Source organism: Leifsonia sp. McL0627 (assembly GCF_058244615.1).
The window spans coordinates 1409630-1430863 of the sequence record NZ_JBZCGM010000002.1 but is presented as its reverse complement, the minus strand read 5'-3'; the positions used below and the strand labels follow the sequence as shown (position 1 = coordinate 1430863).

The 21234-nt window shown below is 68.5% G+C and carries 21 protein-coding genes; 13 read left to right on the top strand and 8 right to left on the bottom strand.

What is annotated here, in order from left to right; translation table 11 throughout:
* Window position 1 precedes the first annotated feature (1 nt).
* Complete coding sequence (locus AC37TH_RS07490) at window positions 2–892, top strand: ABC transporter permease (RefSeq protein WP_490763707.1); 891 nt, start codon at window positions 2–4, stop codon at window positions 890–892.
* Complete coding sequence (locus AC37TH_RS07485) at window positions 889–2412, top strand: ATP-binding cassette domain-containing protein (RefSeq protein ID WP_490763706.1); 1524 nt, start codon at window positions 889–891, stop codon at window positions 2410–2412. Before AC37TH_RS07490 ends, AC37TH_RS07485 begins: the two co-directional genes overlap by 4 nt.
* Window positions 2413–2630: 218 nt before the next feature.
* Here AC37TH_RS07485 and AC37TH_RS07480 read toward each other — a convergent pair whose 3' ends face one another.
* The gene (locus tag AC37TH_RS07480) at window positions 2631–3020 is read right to left on the bottom strand and encodes a DUF4352 domain-containing protein (protein WP_490763705.1); all 390 of its coding nucleotides are present in this window, start codon (window positions 3018–3020) and stop codon (window positions 2631–2633) included.
* Window positions 3021–3487: 467 nt separating this feature from the next.
* Here AC37TH_RS07480 and AC37TH_RS07475 point away from each other — a divergent pair, with 467 nt between their 5' ends.
* The 9 genes from AC37TH_RS07475 to AC37TH_RS07435 all read left to right on the top strand — a co-directional run bounded on the left by AC37TH_RS07475 (window position 3488) and on the right by AC37TH_RS07435 (window position 11945).
* On the top strand, window positions 3488–4615 hold the full coding sequence (locus AC37TH_RS07475) for a Gfo/Idh/MocA family oxidoreductase (RefSeq protein ID WP_490763704.1): 1128 nt from the start codon (window positions 3488–3490) through the stop codon (window positions 4613–4615).
* Entirely contained in the window at window positions 4612–5505 is an 894-nt protein-coding gene (locus AC37TH_RS07470) for a sugar phosphate isomerase/epimerase family protein (protein WP_490763703.1), read from the top strand. Before AC37TH_RS07475 ends, AC37TH_RS07470 begins: the two co-directional genes overlap by 4 nt.
* 66 nt (window positions 5506–5571) lie before the next feature.
* A complete protein-coding gene (locus AC37TH_RS07465; RefSeq protein WP_490763702.1) occupies window positions 5572–6960 on the top strand; it encodes an ABC transporter substrate-binding protein in 1389 nt (462 codons plus the stop codon).
* Window positions 6957–7913, top strand: a complete 957-nt coding sequence (locus tag AC37TH_RS07460) for a carbohydrate ABC transporter permease (RefSeq protein ID WP_490763701.1) — start codon at window positions 6957–6959, stop codon at window positions 7911–7913. Before AC37TH_RS07465 ends, AC37TH_RS07460 begins: the two co-directional genes overlap by 4 nt.
* Complete coding sequence (locus AC37TH_RS07455; protein WP_490763700.1) at window positions 7910–8740, top strand: carbohydrate ABC transporter permease; 831 nt, start codon at window positions 7910–7912, stop codon at window positions 8738–8740. The genes AC37TH_RS07460 and AC37TH_RS07455 overlap by 4 nt, the downstream gene beginning before the upstream one ends.
* The gene (locus AC37TH_RS07450; RefSeq protein ID WP_490763699.1) at window positions 8737–9549 is read left to right on the top strand and encodes a 6-phosphogluconolactonase; all 813 of its coding nucleotides are present in this window, start codon (window positions 8737–8739) and stop codon (window positions 9547–9549) included. The genes AC37TH_RS07455 and AC37TH_RS07450 overlap by 4 nt, the downstream gene beginning before the upstream one ends.
* Window positions 9550–9566: 17 nt before the next feature.
* Entirely contained in the window at window positions 9567–10319 is a 753-nt protein-coding gene (locus AC37TH_RS07445; RefSeq protein ID WP_490763698.1) for a GntR family transcriptional regulator, read from the top strand.
* Complete coding sequence (locus tag AC37TH_RS07440) at window positions 10316–11197, top strand: ROK family protein (RefSeq protein ID WP_490763697.1); 882 nt, start codon at window positions 10316–10318, stop codon at window positions 11195–11197. The genes AC37TH_RS07445 and AC37TH_RS07440 overlap by 4 nt, the downstream gene beginning before the upstream one ends.
* Entirely contained in the window at window positions 11148–11945 is a 798-nt protein-coding gene (locus AC37TH_RS07435; RefSeq protein WP_490763696.1) for a phosphatase PAP2 family protein, read from the top strand. Before AC37TH_RS07440 ends, AC37TH_RS07435 begins: the two co-directional genes overlap by 50 nt.
* Window positions 11946–11957: 12 nt before the next feature.
* Here the strand turns inward: AC37TH_RS07435 and AC37TH_RS07430 are convergent, their stop codons facing one another.
* The 7 genes from AC37TH_RS07430 to AC37TH_RS07400 form a co-directional block, all read right to left on the bottom strand.
* On the bottom strand, window positions 11958–12305 hold the full coding sequence (locus AC37TH_RS07430; protein ID WP_490763695.1) for a TOBE domain-containing protein: 348 nt from the start codon (window positions 12303–12305) through the stop codon (window positions 11958–11960).
* A complete protein-coding gene (locus tag AC37TH_RS07425) occupies window positions 12302–13015 on the bottom strand; it encodes an ABC transporter ATP-binding protein (protein WP_490763694.1) in 714 nt (237 codons plus the stop codon). The genes AC37TH_RS07430 and AC37TH_RS07425 overlap by 4 nt, the downstream gene beginning before the upstream one ends.
* Before the next feature lies 1 nt (window position 13016).
* Entirely contained in the window at window positions 13017–14495 is a 1479-nt protein-coding gene (locus tag AC37TH_RS07420; RefSeq protein WP_490763693.1) for an ABC transporter permease, read from the bottom strand.
* Window positions 14496–14597: 102 nt separating this feature from the next.
* Entirely contained in the window at window positions 14598–15641 is a 1044-nt protein-coding gene (locus AC37TH_RS07415) for an iron ABC transporter substrate-binding protein (RefSeq protein ID WP_490763692.1), read from the bottom strand.
* 227 nt (window positions 15642–15868) lie between these two features.
* A complete protein-coding gene (gap, locus tag AC37TH_RS07410; protein ID WP_490763691.1) occupies window positions 15869–16864 on the bottom strand; it encodes a type I glyceraldehyde-3-phosphate dehydrogenase in 996 nt (331 codons plus the stop codon).
* Between the two features lie 119 nt (window positions 16865–16983).
* Window positions 16984–17931, bottom strand: coding sequence for a GlxA family transcriptional regulator (locus AC37TH_RS07405; RefSeq protein ID WP_490763690.1), 948 nt, complete (start codon window positions 17929–17931; stop codon window positions 16984–16986).
* 64 nt (window positions 17932–17995) lie between these two features.
* Window positions 17996–18994: an alpha/beta fold hydrolase gene (locus AC37TH_RS07400; RefSeq protein WP_490763689.1), complete on the bottom strand. Its 999-nt coding sequence runs from the start codon at window positions 18992–18994 to the stop codon at window positions 17996–17998.
* Window positions 18995–19145: 151 nt separating this feature from the next.
* Here AC37TH_RS07400 and AC37TH_RS07395 point away from each other — a divergent pair, with 151 nt between their 5' ends.
* Both AC37TH_RS07395 and AC37TH_RS07390 read left to right on the top strand, forming a co-directional pair.
* Entirely contained in the window at window positions 19146–19616 is a 471-nt protein-coding gene (locus tag AC37TH_RS07395) for a MarR family winged helix-turn-helix transcriptional regulator (protein ID WP_490763688.1), read from the top strand.
* Window positions 19617–19679: 63 nt separating this feature from the next.
* On the top strand, window positions 19680–21143 hold the full coding sequence (locus AC37TH_RS07390; RefSeq protein ID WP_490763687.1) for an MATE family efflux transporter: 1464 nt from the start codon (window positions 19680–19682) through the stop codon (window positions 21141–21143).
* Window positions 21144–21234: the final 91 nt, after the last annotated feature.

Here is a 21234-nt window from a genome sequence, read left to right as displayed (position 1 = left end):
CATGGCGATCGACGACCTCCGCGTTGCCGCGGCCGGCCCCACCGCCCTGCCGCTGAACGCTCCCGTCGCGCCCGCGAGGCGACGGCGAGCGATCCCCCGGCTGCTGCGGCGCCCGACCTTCGTCGTGAGCGTGATCGTCGTACTGTTCTGGGTGGTCGCCGCGGTCGGCTGGCGATGGTTCGGCCTGCAACCCTTCGCCGACACCGGCCAGCAGCTCGCCGCCCCCTCCGGCGCGCACTGGTTCGGCACCGACAGCATCGGCAGGGACGTCTTCGCGAGGGTGCTCGCGGGAGCGGAACCCGCCCTCGCCATCGGCCCGGCCGGCACCATCCTCGCTACCGTCCTGGGCAGCACGATGGGCCTGATCGCCGGATACTCCCGCGGCTGGGTGGACGCCGCGTTCATGCGCGTCTTCGACGTGTTCCTCGCCCTGCCGACCCTCATCTTCCTGCTCGTCATCGTCGGCGCTTTCGGGGCGAGCGTCCCGACCCTCATCGTGACCGTCGGGCTGATCTTCTCCCCGGGTATCGCCAGGATCATCCGCGCGTCCGTGCTCTCCGAGATGGGCAAACAGTACGTCACGACCGCGAAACTGCAGCGCGAGTCGACAGCGCGCATCCTGTTCAGGGAGCTGCTGCCGAACGTGTTCCCGACCATTCTGATCCAGGCGACCCTCAGCCTGGCCGCCGCGATCTTCCTCTCGTCGTCGCTGTCGTTCCTCGGCCTCGCGTCCGCGCCGCCGTCTCCGGACTGGGGCCTCGCGATCAGCGACAACCGCGCCTATCTGCAGAGCGCGTCCTGGACCGTGCTGTTCCCCGCCGCAGCCATCGCGTCGCTGGTGGTGTCCGTGCACTTGATCGCGGACAACCTCAAGGAGGTGCTCGACCGATGAGCGAACGCATCGTGGCGGTCGAAGGCCTCGACGTCGGCTACGCCATCGGGGGTGTTCCCCGCCGTGTCGTCTCCGACGTGGACCTGGTCATCCACGCCGGGGAGTCCTACGGCCTGGTCGGCGAATCCGGCTCCGGCAAGAGCACCATCGCGCTCGCCCTCACCCGCTACCTCCCCGCCACCGCGACACTCGCCGCGCGCAGGCTCGAGGTCGCCGGCCAGGATGTGCTCTCCCTGAACCCCGAACAACTGCGCCGCTACCGCGCGGGGACGGTCGGTGTGGTCTACCAGGAGCCCGGGCTCGCCCTGAACCCGACCTCCACCGTCGGCGCCCAGCTCGCGGAGGTGTTCCGGATCGCCGGCGCAGGCCGCACAGAGGCGCGCACCGCGGCGATCGCGGCTGCGGCCGACGTCGACCTGCCCGATCCAGCATCGATCGTCGCCCGGTACCCTCACGAGCTCTCCGGCGGACAGCAGCAGCGCGTCGTCATCGCGATGGCACTCGCCACCGATCCGCGGCTGCTCATCCTCGACGAACCGACCACCGGCCTCGACAGCAGGGTCGAAGCCGGGATCCTCGACCTCATCGAACGGCTCCGCCAGCAGAAGAGGTTCGCGACGCTGCTGATCAGCCACAACCTGCCCCTCGTCGCCTCGCACTGCGACACGGTGGCCGTGCTCCGGAACGGCCAGGTGGTCGAGCGTGCAGAAGCCAGACGGGTGCTGACCCGGCCGCAGCACTCTTACTCCCGCGCACTCGTCGACGCGCTCCCCTCCCTCGACCCAGCGCCGAGCATCCGGTCGGGGCCGGAGACGCCGCTGCTCGAGTTGCGCGACGTGCACAAGCACTTCGGCCGCAAACACGCCCTCGATGGTGTGTCGCTCACCATCGGCGCCGGCGAGATCGTCGGCCTCGTCGGCGAGTCCGGCAGCGGCAAGTCCACCATCGGCCGGATCGTCGCCGGGCTGACCTCGTTCGACGGCGACCGCGTGCTCCACGATGCCGCGCGCATCCCGGTGCAGATGGTGTTCCAGAACCCGGATGCGTCCCTCAACCCGCGCCGCACCGTACGCCAGGTGCTGACCCGCTCGATCCGGCTGCTCGGCGGCGACCAGGATGCGCACCACCTCGCCGACACCGTCGGCCTGCCACCCGACGCCCTCGACAAGCTGCCGCGCGAGCTCTCCGGCGGCCAGAAGCAGCGCGTCGCGATCGCGCGCGCCTTCGCCGGCCCGGTGCCGCTCGTGGTCTGCGACGAGGTGACCTCCGCCCTTGACGTGTCCGTCCAGGCGCGCATCGTCGAGCTGCTGTCCGACCTGCGGGAGAGGACGGGGGTGTCCTACCTCTTCATCAGCCACGATCTCGCCGTGGTGCGCTCACTGGCCGATCGGATCGTGGTGCTGAACGGCGGACGGGTGGTCGAGGAGGGGCCGGCCGATCAGATAGTTCGGGAACCGAAGGAGGAGTACACGCGCGAACTGCTCACAGCGGCCGCATCGCTCCGCGCCGCGCTGTACTAGCGATGTCCCGGTGATGGGTGACTGCATCCTCATCAAGGCGACCTTCGCCGACCGTGACTCCACCTGCTGGGACGGTGTGCCGCCGGGTCCGAGGAACCGAAGTATGTAGCACTGTCCATCTTCTGGTGACACCGTGATTGCGGGCAGCGGCCAGCAGCAGGAGGGACCGCCAAGACGGCGGACGGTTCGGGTGCCGTCCGCCGTCCTGCCGGTATCGTTCAGCCGAGGTTGATGGTCTCACCCTTGGTGAACGCGTTGTCCGACACCTGAACGCTGACCGCTTTCGTGCCCGCGGGGACGTCGAAGAGGATGGGGCCGGTGATGGCGTTGCCGGGGTTGATCGCTGCGACCCATGCGGACTGGTTCGGGCTGGCGTACAAGGTCGCGGTCGGGTCAGCGTCGAAGGTCTTCCCGGAGCTGTCGACGACTTTCACGTAGTTCGACAGGAACGTGGCGGCGCTGTTGCCGACGTTCTTGATCGTCAGGTCCACCTCGAGGAACGTGCCCTGTGCGGTCTGCGTCAAAGGGGACGCGCCGACGGTGGCGCCGGCGTCCTTGGACCCTGTTGCGGTGTACTCGAACGATCCGACCTTCACCGGCGTGTTCAACCCAGCGACCTGTGGGGCTGCGGCGGTTGTGGCGCCGGTGCTGGACCCGCCGCCGGCGGCTGTCCCGCCAGCGGAGCAGCCGGTGAGGGCGAGAGCGCCGGCGATAACGGCAGCGGCGGTCGCACGTTCAGTCGCACGTTCTCCGAGATCGTCGGCCGTTCCCCCGCCGCCTACCGCAAATGGGTCGCACCCGAGCAACAGATCGCGCCGACGTCCTTCGCGATGCGCTGGTCCCGTCCCTCGGCAACGGCCGCCGGCCGACTTCCTCCAAAAGGCAGGTGAGTCGACCTACGCGTTGTCCTCGCGGTGGATGTTCACCTCACCGCCGCCACCGTGCGCCAAGCCTTCTTTGACATTTGTCTCACAAATCAAAACTGGACTATCTGGTTTTGTCATGACATTCTGATCTGGAGCAACGACGCAGTCCCGATCGTCGGCTCGACAGTCAACGGAAGGACGACACGGCCATGCCCGAAAACACTCCCGGCCTGCGGATCGCGGTCATCGGAGCAGGAACCATCTCGCAGTCGGTGCACATCCCGAGCATCCGGAGGGCGGGCATGACCCTCGCCTGGGTCTGCGACCTCTCCCCCACCCGCGCGGCCGAGGTCGCTCAGGCGAACGGCAGCCGCACATCGTCCGACCCGGCAGAGGTGTTCGCAGCCGACGATGTCGACGCCGTCCTGATCGCGACCCCCGGATCGCACGCGTTCCTCGCCGCCCAGGCCATCCGCGCCGGCAAGCACGTCCTGGTCGAGAAGCCCGTCGCCCTCACCGTGCGCGAGATCGACGAGCTGATCGCCGTCGCCGCCGAACACGACCGCGTGGTGCAGGTCGGGTACATGAAGATGTACGACCCGCTCACCGCCACGGCCAAGGCCGAACTGGACGCGCTCGACGATGTGCGTCTCGTGCGGGTGACCGTCGCGCACCCCGCCGATTGGCCGCAGATCGCCCACTTGCGCATGTCCCCTCCGCCCCGTGACGCCTCCCCCGCGGCCATCGCCGAGGCCGAGGCGTACGAGACGGCGCGCGCCCGCGAAGCCATCGGCGACGCGAGCGACGACCTCCTCGCCTACTACGCCGGTGTGCTCAATGGCTCGGTCATCCACGAGTTCAGCCTGCTGCGCGCCCTCGGTCTCGACCTGCCGGCCGACTGGACCGCCTCGGTCTTCCCCGCCCTCGGCGGCGACGCGCCCGCCTGCCTGCTCGCGCAGGCAGAGGTCGGCGGATCCCGCTATGTGCTGAGCTGGAACTGGCTGCCCGAATACCCGGAGTACGACGAGGAGCTGGCCGTGCTCGCCTCTACCGGACGCCTGACGTTCACCCTCGCCAAGCCGTACCTGCTCGAGGCCAGGAGCTACCTCGAAGTTCAGCGCAACACCGGACTCCAGCGCACCGACACGCGCTTCTTCGACACCTATGAGACCGGCTTCCTCCGTCAGCTCGACGCGTTCGCCGCATCCGTCGCCGACGGCGCACCGGTCGTCTCGACCCTCGAGGGCGCGCGCGCCGACATCGAGCAGGTCCAGCGCCTCGCGCGGGCGATCGGCCGTTCCCAGGGCGTCGAGCTCGCGATCGAGACCGCGCGATGACCGCCCGGATCGCCAACGCGCCGGTCTCCTACGGCGTGTTCGGTACCATCACGGTGGATGAGGCGACCACTCCTGCCGCCCTCCTCCGCACGATGGCGCGGGGCGGATACGCGGGCAGCGAGCTCGGCCCTCCCGGCTTCTTCGGGACGATCGACGACACGGTCTCCGCCTTCGCCACCTCCGGCCTGGAGCCGGTCGGCGCCTACGTCCCGCTGCACACCCAGGGTCCGGAGCACGAACTCTCCCGCGACCTGACCAGGATGCGCCAGACCTTCGACGAGCTGGAGGCGCTCGGCGGCTCCGGGCTCGTGATCCTGGCGGACGAGGGCAGCGACACCCTGCTCGCCCACCCGCGCCACGCGGCGGAGTACGCCCTCGACCGGGAAGCCTGGGCGCGGCTCGTCGCCGTCGTCGAGGCGGCGCGCGTCGAGGCGGAGAGTCGCGGCCTGCGCACCTCGTTCCACCCGCACATTTCGACGTACGTCGAGCAGCCATCCGAGATCGAGCGGCTACTCGACGACACCGGCGTCGGCCTCACCTTCGACGTCGCCCACATCGTGCTGGCCGGCGGCGACGCCGTGGCCGACTTCGGCGCCTGGCGGGAACGCGTCAACCACATCCACGTGAAGGACGTCCGCCTCGCCGTGCTCGAACAGGCCGTGCAGAGCGGGCGCACCGACTTCGACGCCTGGTGGGCCCAGCTCTGCACCCCGCTGGGCGCAGGCGACATCGACCTCGACGCCTTCCTGGCGGCCGCGACGACCAGCGGCTACGACGGCTGGTACGTCGTCGAGCACGACCGCGCACCGCTCCGCGACGGCGACTTCCCCGGCGTCGTCGCCTCCCAGGCCGCCAACGCCGACTGGCTGCGCGCCCGCGTGGCCAGGTAAGACCACCACCCGCCCCAGAACCAGCACCACACCCGAACACCCCCACCCGAACGAGAGGAACCAATGATGTCGTCTTCATCGCGCACGAACCCACCCACGGCGGCCCGCCGCCGATCCAGGATGCTCGCATCCGTCGCCGTCGTCGCCACCGGCCTGCTCGCCCTCGCCGGCTGCTCCGCGCCGGGCGGCTCCAGCCAGCAGAGCACGACCGTCGCCGATCAGATCACCGCCCCTGTCACCGCCGCCCAGGTGAAGGCGCTCGGCGACACCACCCTCAACGTCTGGGCGGACCAGGGCGAGCAAGACCTGATGAAGTCGATCGTCCCCGCCTACGAGAAGGCCTTCCCGAATGTCACCGTGAAGGTGCAGTTCAAGAGCTTCAACGACCTGACCGCCACGGTCCTCAACGCGATGAACTCCGACAGCGCACCGGATGTGACCCAGGGCAACCAGGGCTGGGCCACCGACGGCTCGCTCGTGAAGGCCCACCTCATCCGGCCGCTGGACGATGTCGTGAAAGCATACGGATACGCGGACGCTGCGGGGGCAGCGGCGAGCCAGCTCAAGTGGTCGTCCGACGGCAAGACCTTCGGCACCGGCAGCTACTACGGCATGTCGCCGGACAACCAGATGGTCGGCCTCTTCTACAACAAGACGAAGCTCGACAAGCTCGGCCTCGCCGTCCCGAAGACGCTCGATGAGCTGAAGACCGCCCTGGCGAAGGCCAAGGCGGCGGGTGAGACGCCGATCACGCTGGGCAACTCCGACAAGGGCTCTGCCATGCAGGCCTTCTCGGTCGTCCAGGGCGCGATGACCCCGGCCGCGGACACCGTCGGCTGGATCACCGGCAAGAAGGGCGCCGACTTCGACGCCGACACCAACAAGCAGGCCCTGGATCTCTGGGCGTCCTGGGCAAAGGACGGCACCATCTCGGCCGGTTACGACGGCACCAGCCCGGACGACGCGGCAGCCGCGTTCGCCAAGGGGGCCGGCGTCTTCTACCTCGGCGGCAACTGGCAGGCGGGCACCATCTCGGACGGCGCCACCTTCGGGTTCGCTCCCGCACCGTCCGGCGCAGGCAACACCGCCGCATCCAACGGGTCGTTCGGTCTGCCGTGGCACATCAGCAGCAAGTCCAAGAAGACCCTCGCGGCCATCGCCTTTGTCGGCCTCATCAACGGTCCGGACAGCGGTCACTACCTCGCCGACGTCAACCGCGTGCCGATCCAGCTGAAGGGCGTCAACGTCTCCGACCCGATGTTCACCAGCCTGATCGACGCCTCCAAGACGCAACTGTCGAACAACGGAGCGCTCTACTACTACGACTGGTCCACCCCGACGATGTTCGACCTGTTCACCTCCGACCTGCAGGAGGTGATGGCCGGCAAGCTCAGCTCGGCCGACATGCTCAGCGCGGTCCAGAAGAACTGGACGGAGTTCCAGGCCAAGCCATGACCGCTCTCACCGAAACCCGGCGCGATGCCGCGGCCGTGCCGAGGGTCCGGAGGAAGGGGCTCCGGACCCGGTACGACTGGTCCGCCTATCTCTACATCCTTCCGGCGCTCATCTTCTATGTGATCTTCCTGGTGCGCCCAGTGGTCGAGTCCGCCTGGATCTCGCTGTTCGACTGGGACGGCATCACGCCGTCGACGTGGGCGGGCGCCGGCAACCTCGTCAGTGTGATCACCGACCCAGCGATCTGGACAGCTGTCGGCCACTCGCTCGTGTTCATCGTGTTCTACGCCGTGCTCCCGATCGCGCTCGCGCTGTTCTTCGTGGCGATCATCTCGCGCATCAAGGTGCGCGGGCTGGCCTTCTTCCGTGCCGCGTTGTTCGTGCCGTACATCCTCTCCACGGTGGTCGTCGCGATCGCCTGGCGCTGGATCTACGCACAGGACGGCCCGCTGAACTCACTGCTGCGGGCGATCGGGCTCGACGGGATCACCCGCGCCTGGCTCGGCGACTTCGGCACGGCGCTTCCGTCGGTCGGCTTCATCGGCACCTGGATCATGTTCGGCCTCGCTTTCGTCCTGTTCGTGAGCGGGCTGCAGAACATCCCGCTGGAACTGTTCGAGGCGGTCAGGCTGGACGGCGCCGGGTTCGTTCGCGAGTTCTTCACCGTCACGCTGCCGAGCCTCCGCGGCGAGATGCGGGTCGCGCTCGTGCTGATGATCACCGCGGCGCTGCGCAACTTCGACATCGTCTGGAACACCACGTCGGGCGGCCCTGGGACCTCGACGACGGTGCCCTCGTACTACATCTACCAAGAGGCGTTCACGGTGCACCAGGTGGGCAGGGCCTCGGCCATCGCCGTGCTGATGACCATCTTCATCCTGTGCGTGCTCGGCATCGTCATGTGGCTCATCCGGGATCGTCCGGACGTCGTGCGACGGAGGAAGGCGCCATGAGACAGCCACGTTCCGAACAGATCCTCGGTCACGCGGTCCTGGTGATCGGCGCGATCGTCGCCCTCTACCCGTTCCTGTCGATCCTGCTGCTCGCGGTCACGCCCAAGTCGGACCGCGCGACAGGGTTCACCATCCCGAGCTCGGTGACGATGGACAACTTCGTCACGGCCTGGACGCAGGGCGGTTTCGGCCAGGCGCTCTTCTCGTCGGCGGTCGTCGCGCTCGGCGTCGTGCTCGGCTCCGTGCTGTTGTCGGTGCTGGCCGGCTACGCGTTCGCCACGATGAAGTTCTGGGGCAAAGCAGTGCTTGCCGGGTTCCTCCTCATCGGCCTCGTGATGCCGTACGAGGGCCTGATCGTGCCGCTCTACTACCTGCTCGACTCGCTGCACCTGCTGAACACGTACTGGGCGCTCATCCTGCCGCAGATCGCGACCTCGGTCTCCCTCGGCATCTTCTGGATGCGCACCGCGTACGCCAACGTCCCCGGCTCGCTGCTCGAAGCGGCCAAAATCGACGGCGCGAGCAAGCGGGCGACCCTCTGGCGGGTGTACCTGCCGATCTCGTGGCCGGCGGTCGGCACGCTGGCGACGCTGCTGTTCCTCTTCACCTGGAACGAGTTCCTCATGCCGCTCGTGCTCGTCTCGCAGAACCCGGCGGTGCAGACGGCTCCGCTCGCGCTGTCGTTCTTCGCGGGCAACACCCGCAACTTCGACCCCTCCGTCACCGCGGCGGCTGCCGTCATCGTCGCGGTTCCGATCATCGTCGTCTACGCGATCCTGCAGCGACGTTTCATCTCCGGCATCGTCTCGGGAGCAGTAAAGGAATGACCATCATCAACGACAAACTCGCCGTCTTCGCCGACGCAGCAGAACTCGGCAGCACGCTGGCTGCGGAGATCGCGGACCGCATCGAGCGAGCCGTCGCCGCCGGGGACGGATTCGTGCTCGGCTGCCCGGGCGGCCGCACCCCGATGTCCACCTACCTCGCGCTCGGCGACGAGTTCGCCAGAAGGGGAACCGATCTGCGCAGCCTCACCATCGCGATGATGGACGACTACGTCGTGCGCGGCGACACCGGGTGGATGCACGTGCCGGAGACCGCGCACAACTCCTGCCGCCGCTTCGCGCGCGAGCAGATCCAGGCCGTCTTCAACGCGGGTGTTCCAACCGGGCACCGCGTCCCGGATGCGAACGTCTGGCTTCCCGACCCCGCCGACCCCGCCGCATACGATCGGCGCCTGACGGCGGCCGGCGGCGTCGACCTTTTCATCCTCGCCAGCGGCGCAGGCGACGGCCATGTCGCCTTCAACCCGCCCGGCAGCGCGGTGGACTCCATCACCCGGATCGTCGAGCTGGCCGAGCAGACCAGGCGCGACAACCTGGCCACGTTCCCCGACTTCGCCGGGCTGGACGAGGTCCCCACCCACGGCGTCACGGTCGGCATCGCCACGATCGCGACGCAGTCCAAGCACGCCGTGATGATCGCGGTCGGCGCCGACAAGCGGGAGGCGGTCCGTCGTCTGCTCGACGGAGACGGCTACGACCCATCCTGGCCGGCCACCGTGTTCCGCACCATGCCGGGCGTGCGGCTGTACGCTGACGCTGCCGCTGCGCCGGTCGCGTCCATCGCCGGCTGAGGCACGAGGGAGCGAACGTGAGCGACACAGAGACCCAGCAGCTGGGGCGCGCGGCGACCAGAGCGCGGGACGGCATCGAAGCCCTGATCACCGAGGGCGTCTTCGCACCGAACCAGAAACTGCCAGGCGAGCGGGACCTCGCGGAGCTCGTCGGCGTCAGCCGATCCGTGCTGCGCGACGCTCTCGCCTCGCTCGCAGCGGACGGCATCCTGGAGAGCTCCCCCTGGCGCGGCTGGTTCGTGCGCGGTCAGCAGATGGCGGAGCGAGTGGAGCTGACCAGCTTCACCGAGATGGCACGCAGACGCGGGATGATCCCGACATCCCACGTCGTCCTGTCCGAGGTGCGGCCGAGCACGTCCGAGGAGGCCGCTTCCCTCGCCATCGTCGCGGACGCCCCAGTCCTCGAAACACGCCGCCTGCGCAGCCTCGACGGACGACGCGCCTGCTTCGACGTCTCCGTGATTCCCCTCTCCCGCGCCGAAGGCCTGGTCGGCGCCTCGCTGGAGGACGCTTCGCTCTACGACACGCTCGAAGACGCCGCCGGGGTCAGGATCGTCCGCAGCGACTACGCCGTCCGCGCCGCGGCGGCCGACCCCGATCTCGCCGCTCTGCTCGGCATCGACGACGGCGATCCCGTCCTCGTCGGTGAGGAGATCGCATACGACGCGGGAGGAACCGCCATCCTCCTCGGCCAGGCGACATACCGAAACGAGATGTACCGATTCCAGGCCACCCTGTTCCGGCGCGCGACCTCCGAGAGCGACCAGTGAACGTCGTCGGCGTGGACGTCGGCGGCACCAAGACGATGATCGCCGTCGTCTCGGAAGACGGCGACATCCTCGACCTGGAGGAGCATCCGACGAGACAGGGACTCGACGACATCGAGCATGTCGTCTCCCTCACCGGTGAAGCCGTCGCGCGCTGGGGCGCCCACGACCTGCAAGCGGTCGGCGCGGGATTCCCCGAGTACGTCTCCGAAGGACTTTTGACGTCGAGCGAGGTGCTCTCGTGGGCGCACCAGCCCGGCAGCCTGTTGCGGAGCGAGCTGGCCCGACGCGAGCACACGCACCTGCCCGTCGTGATCGAGTCCGATGTCCGGCTCGGCGCCCTGGGCGAGGCCGCATTCGGTGCTGGCGCTGGTTTCGATTCGTTCGTCTTCGTTTCCCTCGGCACCGGGCTCTCGTCGGCGTTCGTCGCCGACGGCGTGTGCTGGCCCGGCGCGCGCGGCGAAGCCATCGCGCTCGGCGAGTGGGACGTGCGGGACGGCAGCTTCGCCGGGTCGCTGGAGGAGTACGCGTCCGGTGCAGGTATCGCGGCGAGGTACGCGGCGGCAACGGGCGTCGAACGCGCGACCAGGGAGCTCGTGGCGTCGGCCGCGAACGGCGACGCTGTCGCGCTGGACGTACTCGTCTCAGCCGGGACGGAACTCGGCCGTGCGTGCGCAGCGTTGGTCAGCGTCCTCGACCCCGCCGCAGTCGTCATCGGCGGCGGCCTGGGCACGGCACGCACCCCGGTCGCATCCGCCCTGCGCACCGAATTCGGCCGGCGGATGCGCCGCACAGGCGCACCACCGCTCCTCATTGCCGCGAATGGAGCGCGTGCCGGAGTTCTCGGCGCTGCCGCCGCGGCCGCCGCGCGCCTCCGCTGACGGAACCGGCAACCCAATCTTTGGTGAATCCTTGGAGACGTCGCGGCAGAGTGGCGTCGTGGGAACTCCCGTGGCAAACGACACCGCCCTCAGGACACCGAGACTGAGCGGTCCTTTGCAGGCGGCCATCGTCATCGCTGTCGCTGTGATCATTGCCGTTCCGTTCGCGGGCATCGCGATTCGGGGCTCGGCGTCGATAACGGCGTGGGACCTCTCGGTTCTCCAGGCCCTGGAAAGCGTGCGCTCGCCTGTGCTCGAGTTCATTGCACTGGGCATGAGTTGGCTGTTCTCGCCGGCGGTGTCGGTTGCTCTTGTCATCCTGGCGGCCGTGGCGGTCTGGGTTGTGCGCCGCGAGGTGTGGGCTTCCGTGATGGTCGTTGCGTTGACGCTGGTGCCGTGGCTGGGCAATTCCCTGATCAAAGCGATCGTCCACCGGCCGCGTCCGGACTCCGGAGCACTTCCGAACCATCTGCTGACCGCAACAGGATTCAGCTATCCGAGCGGACACACCAGCTTCGCGGTGGCGTTCTGCCTGGCCCTCGTGATCGTGCTCGGTTCAGGGAGGTGGCGTCTTCCGCTGATCGTGGTCGCGAGTGTGGTGCCTGTGCTCACCGCATTCGCACGGATATACGTCGGAGTGCACTACCTGACCGACGTGATCGCCAGCCTGCTCTACGCGACGGCAGCGACGGTGATCGTCTACGCGGCCCTGGTGGCGTCGCGTTCTCGCGCACCGTCACGCCGCTAGAGCGGGCAGCCGTCAGCGGTCCGCGCTCTCGGCCGGTTCGTCGAAGAGGGTTCCTGGACCGTCGACGGTTGCCCGCACCTCCGCGCCGACGGCGAACGAGCTCAACTGGTGCGTGGGCACGAGGACGCCGAGCCTGGTCTGATCGGAGAGCTCCACCTCGACCCGCGCGTACTGCCCTTCGGGAGTGGCGCTGAAGACTCGCGCGTTCGCTGCGCCGTCGGCCGCGTGGAGGGTGACCTGGCTCGGGCGGATCAGCAGGACGGCGCCTGCGTGCTCGGTGCGACGATCCGACGTGATGGCGAGGTCCCCGAGCGCTGTCGCGAACCGGCCTCCGTCGACACGACCGTTCAGAAGGATCACTTCGCCGAGGAAGCGGGCGATCTCAAGTGTTCGCGGCTGCTCGAAGACGACGTCGGGTGGGCCGTCCTGCTGCACCGTTCCCCCTCGAGGACCGCGATATGGTCGCCGAAGGTCAGGGCCTCATCCTGATCGTGCGTGACGAGCACGGTCGTCATCCCGGCGGCCTGGAGGGTGTCGATGACTGCTTGCCGTGTGCTTGCCCGAAGTCCGGTGTCCAGAGCGCTGAAAGGTTCGTCCAACAGCATCAGGCGCGGCCGCGGGGCCAACGCCCGGGCGAGCGCGACGCGCTGTTGCTGCCCGCCGGACAGCTGGTGGGGGTACCGATCGAGCAGTTCGGTCTCCAACCCGCTCAGTTCCGCCGCCTCGCGCACGCGCGTTAGTTTGTCGGCCCGGCCCCTGACCCCGAATCCGATGTTCTGAGCTGCGGTCAGGTGGGGGAACAGGGCGCCGTCCTGCGGGACGTAGCCGATGCGGCGCCGATGGGCAGGCAGATGACGCTCGACGGAGGACAGGATCTGTCCGTCGATGCGGATCTCGCCGCGGTCGACCCGCTCGAATCCCGCGATGAGCCGGAGGAGGGTGCTCTTACCGCTGCCGGACGGGCCGACGATCGCGCTGCGCGATCCCGTGGCAAGGGCGAGATCGATGTCGTGGAGGACCTTCTGCCGACCGAGCGACTTCTCGACGTTTCTGATGGCGAGCTCGTTCATGTCAGCGTGATCTCCTTGTGGCGTTGACGAACAGCAACGCGACGGACGGGATCGCCAGCGCGATCAACAGGATCGCGTACGGTGCCGCGGCCGGGTACGCGACCGCCGAACTCGCGGACCAGAATTGAGTGGCCAGCGTCCGGGTCCCGTTCGGAGCCAGCAGGAGTGTGGCAGTGAGCTCGTTCGCGCAACCCAGGCCGACCAGGGCGACGGCCGCACCGATGGCGGGGGCCAGCAAGGGGAACGTGACCCGCGCATGGACGCCGAATGAATTGTGTCCCAGCGATCGCGCAGCGTCCTCCAGCTCGGTCGGGATCTGGGCCAGGCCCGCCCGGAGCGCGACGAGCGCACGGGGAAGGAAGACGATCACATACGCTGCGATCACCGTCGCCGGCGTCTGATAGAGAGCTGGAACGGCGCGCAGGGTGACGGTGACGAGGGCCAGCGCGACGATGATCGTCGGCAGGCTTGACGCCACGAACATGGAACCCTCCAGAAAGCGCGCCGTGCGGCCGGAGAAGCGGACACTGAGCCACGCGACAGGCAGCGCGACCACTGTGGCGACGATTGCGCCGGCTACGGACAGCCCGATGGTCTGGAGGAGGGTTCCGAGGAGGTCGGACTGCTGCCAGGCCGCCGGATACGTCAGCCAGTGGACGATGCTCAACCCGGGGACGACGATCGACAGAGCCGCGATCCCGGCGAGGAACAGCAGTGCGGGAATGAGCCAGTATCCGAGCCGTTCACGAGTCGCTGGGCGCGGCGCTCCGGCTCCCACGCGGGCATACCGCCCTCGCCCGCGCGCCGACGACTCCCCCACCAGGAGGGCGACGCAGAGGAGGGCGAGGACGATGCCCAGTGCGTTGGCCGCTGGGCCGGCGAACGTCGACTGATACTGGGCGACGATCGCCGTCGTGAAGGTGTCGAACTGAATCGATGCGAACGCGCCGTATTCTGCCAGCAGGTGGAGCGCGACGATCAGCGCACCTCCCAGGATCGCCAGCCGAAGTTGTGGCAGCACCACGCGCAGGAACGTCGAGGCCGGGCGGTATCCCAGCGACCTGGCCGTCTCCTCCAGCGCAGGATCCAGCCCCCGGAGCGAGGCGAGGACCGGCAGATAGACGAACGGGTAGTACGCGAGCACCGCGATGAGCACGCCTCCGCCGAGGCCGCCGAGCGTCGGGACTGCGCTCACCCATCCGTAGCTGCTGACGAACGCGGGGATCGCAAGCGGTGCGGCCAGGACGACGGCCCAGATCCGGCGGCCCGGGAGCGTCGTCCGCTCCACCAGCCACGCGCCGGCGATTCCGAGGACGACACAGATGGGCACCGCGATGACCACGAGCAGGATGGTGTTGACGAGCAGTTCGCCGACCTTCGGCCGGAACACGAGCGGCGCAAGCGCCTCCCATCCGACGTCGATGCCGACCCAGCAGACGAATCCGATCGGCACGAGCATGAACAGCGCGATCGCCGCCACAACGACGATGAGGGAGGCCGGAGGCGATGGCCGCCGACCCCCCTGTTCAGCGCCCTTTCCCGCGACAGAGGCTGCGGATGCACGGCGTGCAGTATCGGTCAGTTAGATCAGCCCTGCTTCGGTCATCAGATCGGTCACGGTCTTGCTGTTGAGTTTGCTCGGGTCGATCGTCGGAGCCTCCAGCGTGTCCAGCGGCGGCAGGACAGCGTTGGGGGCCACATCGCTGGCGACAGGATACTCGAAGCTCGTGCCCGTTCGGAGGATGTCCTGACCGGCTTTGGAGGTGATGAACGCGAGGAACGCCTGCGCGGCAGCCTGGTGCTTGCTGGACTTCAGAACTCCGCCTCCGGAGATGCTGACGAAGGCCCCAGGATCCTGGTTCTTGAAGTAGGCGAGCTTGGTGTTCGCGCTGTTCTCCTTGGTGCCGGCCTGGTCGATGAACCAGTAGTAGTGGTAGATCACCCCCAGCGGGACCTCGCCGGAGTTCACCGCCTTCATCACCGTGCTGTTGCCCTTGTACGCCACCGAGTTCGTCTTCATCGCTTTCAGCCACGCGAGAGTCTCGGTCTTGCCCTTCTCTGCGAGCATCGCGGACACGATCGCCTGGAAGTCCGCTCCGGACGGCGAGGCGGCCCAGCGCCCCTTCCACTCGGGGTTCTGCAGGTCCATGATCGACTTCGGCAGGTCCCCGGCCGCGATCTTCGCGGGGTTGTAGACGACCACGGTCGAACGCGCAGCGATTCCGGTCCAGGTGCCCGTCGACGGCTTGTACGCGCTCGGAACGTTCTTCAGCGTGTCAGCATCCACTTCGCTGAACAGCTTGGCGTTGTCGACAAGTGACATCGCCGGTGAGTTCTCCGTCAGGAACACGTCTGCCGGTGACGCTGCGCCTTCCTGCACGAGCTGGTTCCCGAGCTCCGCATCCCCGCCGTTGCGCAGGATGACTTTCACGCCGCTCTGCTTCGAGAACGCGTCGGCCCAGGCTTGGGTCAGCTCCTCGTGCTGAGCGTTGTACACGGTCAGGCTGGTGCCGCGGATCGACTCGGTCGCGGACGGCGACGAGGTGTCGCCGCCGGACGAGGCACAGCCGGTGAGCGCAAGCGCGGCGGCCGTGAGACCGGCGGTGACCGTGAGTATGCGTCGCACAGAAACTTCTCCTTGGTACGGGGGCTGAGGATAGCCTTACCTTACCGTCGGCGAAGGAACCGTCCCAACTCGCTCCCGATCCGCGCCCGGTGATTCCCAGGAGGTTCCCACGCCTTTCAGGATGTGCTTCCGGACCCTGACCGGCGTGACGCACGCAGAGCCGGTCTTCGCCGGCCTCGTCACGCTGTGGCGACATGAACGCTGCGCTGCGTGCGCCTGCCGCCCGGTCAGCTCGCGAGCAGCTCCAGCGTGTCCACCACGCGGTTCGAGAAGCCCCACTCGTTGTCGTACCAGGCGACGACCTTGACGTGCGTGCCGCTCACCCTGGTGAGCGCCGCGTCGAAGATCGAAGACGCGGGCTGGCCGGTGATGTCCGAGGAGACCAGCGGCTCGTCGGCGTATTCGAGGACGCCGTTCAGCGGTCCGGCAGCGGCGTCGCGGTAGGCGGAGAGCACCTCGTCGAGCGTCACCTCGCGCGCCACCGTCGTGTTCAGCTCCACGATCGAGCCGACAGGAACAGGAACCCGGATGGAGTCGCCGGAGAGCTTGCCGTCGAGGTTCGGAAGCACGAGGCCGATCGCCTTGGCTGCTCCGGTGGTGGTCGGCACGATGTTGACGCCCGCGGCGCGGGCGCGGCGGAGGTCGCGGTGCGGGCCGTCCTGCAGGTTCTGCTCCTGCGTGTATGCGTGGACCGTGGTCATGAAGCCGTGCTCGATGCCGGCCAGGTCGTCCAGCACGGCGGCGAGCGGCGCGAGGGCGTTGGTCGTGCAGGACGCGTTGGAGACGATGACGTGCTTCTCCGGGTCGTACGCTGCGGTGTTCACGCCGTAGGCGAGGGTGACGTCCGCACCGTCGGACGGTGCGCTCACGAGGACGCGCTTCGCACCGGCGCGGAGGTGGGCGCGAGCGGCGTCGGCGGAGGTGAAGCGGCCGGTGGACTCCAGCACGATCTCCACGCCGAGCTCCGCCCAGGGCAGGTCGGCGGGCTCGCGCTCGGCCAGCACCCGGATGCGGCGGCCGTCGACCACGAGGTCCGTCCCGTCGACCTCGACGCTGCGGCCGAGACGGCCGAGGGTGCTGTCGTACTTCAGCAGGTGGGCGAGGGTCTCCGGAGCGGTGAGGTCGTTGACGGCGACGACCTCCAGGTCGCTGCCGCGCTCCAGCAGTGCACGGAGGGTGTTGCGTCCGATCCGGCCGAAACCGTTGATGGCGATGCGGGTCATGGGGTGGGTTCCTTTCGTTCCGCCTTCCATGCTCGGTGGCCACGCCCGGCTGCGACAGTGGCTCGAACGACAGTGTGCGCAAGGATCTCGCCTCGTGTTGCCGTGCGCGTCGCGACGGCCTAGGCGGAGAACGTGTGCCGATACTCCGTCGGCGAGGTGCCCAGGATGCGCTGGAAGTGCAGCCGCAGGTTGGCGCCACTGCCCAGACCGACGCGGTCGGCGATCTGCTCCACACCGAGGTCGCTGCGTTCGAGGAGTTCCCTGGCCAGGTCGACGCGCGCCCGGAGCACCCACTGCATCGGGGTGTATCCGGTGTCCTCCACGAAGCGGCGGGAGAACGTGCGCGGGGACACGCGGGCATCGGCGGCGAGCGCATCCAGTGTCAGCGGTTCGGCCAGGTGCTCCAACGCCCACTCCCGAGTGGAGGCGAACAGGTCGCCGAGCGGCTCTGGGACGCTGCGCGGAACATACTGCGCCTGTCCGCCGCTGCGGTACGGCGCGGCGACCAGGCGGCGTGCGACGTGGTTGGACAGCGCGACGCCGTGGTCGCGCCGCACCAGGTGCAGGCTGAGGTCGATCCCGGAGGCCGCTCCCGCCGAGGTGAGCACGTCGCCCGCGTCGACGAACAGCACGTTCTCGTCCACGCGCACGAGCGGGTATCTGCTGGCGAGCGCCCGGGTGTAGTGCCAGTGCGTCGTGGCACGCTTGCCGTCGAGGAGCCCGGCCGCGGCGAGCGCGAACGCGCCGGTGGAGATGGCGGCCAGCCGCGCGCCGCGTTCGTTGGCGGCCCGGAGCGCGGAGACGACGGCAGCGGACGGCTCGGTCGTCGCCGGCTCCCGGTAGCCGGGGACGAAGACGGTGTCCGCATCTTCGAGGGCGTCGAGGCCGTCGGCCACGTGATACGAGAGGCCGTCACCGCCGGTGACGAGCCCGGGAGCGGCCCCGCAGACGCGCACCTCGTACGGCATGCTCGGCCGGTGCGAGAACACCTGGGCGGGGATGCCGACATCGAGCGGTTTCGCGCCGTCGAGCACGAGCACGGCGACCCGGTGATTGCTGGACGGCATGGCGACCTCCTGGCGATGTGGATGCCTATCGCAAGCATCCTGTCACGAGGTCGCCGGAGGCGCGCTACCCGGCCGTCAGGAACGCCTCCATCGCGGAGGCGATCTCCGCCGACTTCGTGTGGTGCAGGTAGTGGTCGGCGTCCAGCGGGACGAGCTCGCTGTGCTCGACGCTCGCAGCCTGCTCCCTGTGCAGGGTCATCCAGCCGTCGACGTCCGTGTTGTCCGCCTGCACGAACAGCAGGAGCGGGAGGTCTTTCGGGAAGGAGAGCTTCTGCGCGTCGCGGAAGTTGGAGGCGAAGTGCTCCATCTCGCTCGCGTACGTCGCCGTGAAGCCGTTGCGGTTCGACAGGATCGTCATCTGCTGCTTCTGCTCGTCGGTGTACGGGAGCCCGGCATACGGGTCTCCGGCGGCCGCCGTCATGATCCGGAGCAGGCCGAGGGTTTTGAGCGTGCGCAGCGCGTCGATCGGGAACTCCTCGTCCATCCCCGGCTGGGTGGGGACGCTGCTGTCGATGCCGACGAATGCGGTCACCTCGTCGCGGTAGGTGTTCGCATACTGGAGGCCGTAGATCCCGGCGATGGAGTGGCCGCCGAGGACATACCGGTCGATGTGCAGCGCCTGCAGCGCTCCGTGCACCTCGCCGGCGATGTTGGCGTTGGTCCGCGGCCGGTCGGTCTCGTCGCTCAGTCCATAGCCGAACGGCTCGACGACGACCACCCGGTAGTGCGATTTCAGCTTCTCGACCAGTGGCGCGAAGTCGATGACCGGCGATGCCGTTCCGAAACCGGGCAGCAGCACGACGGTCTGCGCGCCGGCGCCCTGGATGTCGACGTTCATCTTCTTGCCGTCGACGTCGACCAGGCGGCCGTACTTCTTGAGCTCTTTCGCCTCGGAGGCGCTGGCGATGGCGTTGATCGTGGTGGTGGTTGCGAGGGTGAGCACCACCACGGCCACGATGCTGACGACGGTCACGAGGGTGACGCGAAGGAACTTCCGTCCCCGCTTCCTGGGCGGGGGATTCTGGGCGGCGGACTCGATGGTCGGACGGGTGTTGTCGCTCATGCTTCGACGCTATGGGAGGGGCCTCTCCGGCGGATCGGGCGGCGGTGCCAGGGCCGCCGACGGGGGTGTGGGACCGTGGCACCATCTTGGCGGTGAAGGGGTGCGCATCCGGGGGTTGACAGTTTGATTTCTAACTATTAGGTTTCTAACTATGTCGAAGAGATCCGAACAGCTGACCGCGCTCATCCGCACGCTGTCGTTCGCCCAGCGGGCGACGGCGGACGCCTGGGTGCGCAGCAGCGGCCTGAGCAGGTCCCAGGCGTTCACCCTCGGCTACATCGAGGAGCACCAGGAACGCGGAGTGATCGCCCGCGAACTGTCCGAGATGTCCGGCACCACCCCGGCCAGCGTCGCCAGCCTCCTGCAGGGGCTGGAGGAGCGCGGCTACATCACCCGCACGGCGTCCCCAGACGACTCGCGGGTGAAGCTCATCAGCGTCACCGCGCTGGGCGCGACGGTCGTCGCCGGATTCCAGGACGACCTCGCCGCAGAACAGGAACAGGCGTTCTCGGTGCTCGACGCCGCGGAGCAGGACCAGCTCATCGAGCTCCTGCAACGGGTCGCCGACCGCATCGAACCGTTCCCAGACGGACCGCCGGAGCGCGGCCGCCGGGCCGGCTGACACAGCCAGCCCACTCCTCTACTCACCCACTTCACAAGCCGTTACCGGAACGGAGGTTCCGTCATGTCCTCGAACCGTACCTACCTCGCCTCTGCGCCCATTTGGCGCTCCCTGGTGCACCTCTGCGTGCCCATGATCGCCGGCTTCTCGGTCGGCGTCGTCTACAACATCATCAACGCCGGATTCATCGGCGCCCTCCACTCCACGCCGCTGCTCGCGGCGCTCACCTTCTCCCTCCCTGTCTTCGCCCTGCTGATGGCGATCGGCGGGGTGTTCGGGGTCGGCGGCGGCACCTTCGTGTCCCGCCTGCTCGGGATGCACGACGATCCGGATGCGGACCAGGCCGCCGTGGCGGGCGCATCCACCAGGATCAAGCAGGTCTCCTCGTTCACGATGTGGGGCGCGCTTGCGGCCGGCGTGGTGATCGGGGTCCTCGGACTGGTGTTCGCCGAACCGCTGGCCATGGCGGTCGGCGCGAGCGGCGACTCCCTGCAGCCGACGGCGCTGTACATCGGAGCGATGTTCGGCTTCGCGCCGGTGCTGGTCGCGGCGTTCTCGCTCGAACAGCTCGTGCGGGCGGAGGGCGCGGCGGTCGCTTCGATGACCGGGCTCATCGCATCCACTGTTGCCAACCTCGTCTTCGACGTGCTGTTCATCCTGGTGCTCGGCTGGGGTGTGCTCGGAGCGGGCATCGCGCTCGGGCTCTCCAACGTGGTGACCGTCGGATACTACGTGTGGTGGCTGACGAAGAAGAGCAGTGCCGTCTCGCTCTCGCCCAAGCACTTCCGCGCCGACCGCGAGCTGGTGAAGACCGTGTTCGGCGTCGGCGCCTCCGAGCTGCTGATGTCGTCGTTCCTCATCGTCACGACCCTCGTGATGAACTGGATCGCCATCGCATACGGCGCCTCCCTGCTCGCCGCGATGGGCGTCGCCCTGCGGATCGTGCAGCTGCCGGAGATGATCTGCATGGGCGTGTTCATGGGTGCGATCCCGCTCTTCGCCTACGCATACGGGGCCCGCAACCACGCCAGGCTGCGCAAGGCCATCGCCGGAAGCGCCATCGCCATCGCGGGGATCACGCTGGTGTTCTCGACCATCGTGTTCCTGTTCCGCGACCAGGTGTTCGCCGCGTTCAGCGCCGACCCGTCGGTGATCGAGGACGGCACGCTCATCCTCACGGCGATGCTCGTCTCCACGCTCTTCAACGGGTTCACCGGTCTGGTGATCGCGGTGTTCCAGGCGACGGAGCAGATCAGGAACGCCACGATCATGGCGGTCTCGCAGGGCGTCCTGTTCATCCCGGTGGTGCTGATCGGCAACGCCGTGTTCGGGCTGAACGGCGTGATCTGGGCGATGACGGTGACCGAACTGCTGACGTTCGTACTCGGCGCCGGGCTGTTCCTGCTCAGCCGCCGGGCACTGAACGCTGCTCCGTCGGCCGAGGCGGTCGCCGCGGCGAGCGAGGTGGATGCGGACGAGGTGGACGCGGACGAGGTGGACGGCGTGCGGCCGGTCGCGGCGAGCTGATCTCGGCTCTGGACAGCGGACGGTCCGGCGGATAGTGTGGACGGACCACATGGTCGGACCACACGCTGAACCTCCGGCCGACCGCAGCGAG